Genomic DNA, 704 nt, shown 5'->3' on the forward strand with positions numbered 1-704 from the left:
CATCACTGCATGCTCGATGGTGTTGCGGCAATGCGCATGGGCATGCGTTTGATGTCTGAAGATCCAAGCGTGCGTGATCAGCCGCCACTCTGGGCGATGCCGCGAAAGCAGCGTTCGCATGCTCAGGTAGAAGGCTCAGATGTCATTCAGAGTTTGACGGATCTAGTGGGCGAAGCTGGCAAGCAGATTTCAACGATTCCAACTCTCGTTAAAGAAGTTACGCATGCCGTAAAACAAGCCAGTACGAATCCTGATTATACATCTGCGTTTCAGGCCCCTCCGAGCATATTGAATCAGTGTATTACAGGCTCTCGTCGATTTGCGGCGCAATCGTACCCCTTAGAGCGCTTCAAGAATATCGCGAAAAAAACGGGCTGTACTCTAAATGATGTGGTGATGGCTGTGTGTGGTAGTGCATTGCGTAATTACTTAATCAGTTTGAATGTTTTGCCTGATAAACCTCTGGTTGCGATGGTGCCTATGTCAATGCGTCGAGACGATAGTGATTCAGGCAATCAAATTGCTATGATTTTGGCGACACTCGGTACACATTTGGCGGACCCGACGGAACGACTTGAAAGTATTCGTCGCGCAGTTAAAGAGTCAAAAGACCGCTACGCAAGCATGACGCTTGAAGAAGCGATCAATTACACCGCGTTGACCCTAGCACCTGCTGGGTTAAATATGGTCACAGGCTTATCGAG

General features: G+C 48.9%; 1 protein-coding gene. It reads left to right on the forward strand.

Features of this window, described 5'->3' with window-relative positions:
• Positions 1-704, forward strand: a 704-nt coding sequence (locus A3762_RS04940) for a wax ester/triacylglycerol synthase domain-containing protein (protein ID WP_156493242.1), incomplete at both ends; no start/stop codon positions are given.

The sequence above is a fragment of the Oleiphilus sp. HI0125 genome (assembly GCF_001635355.1).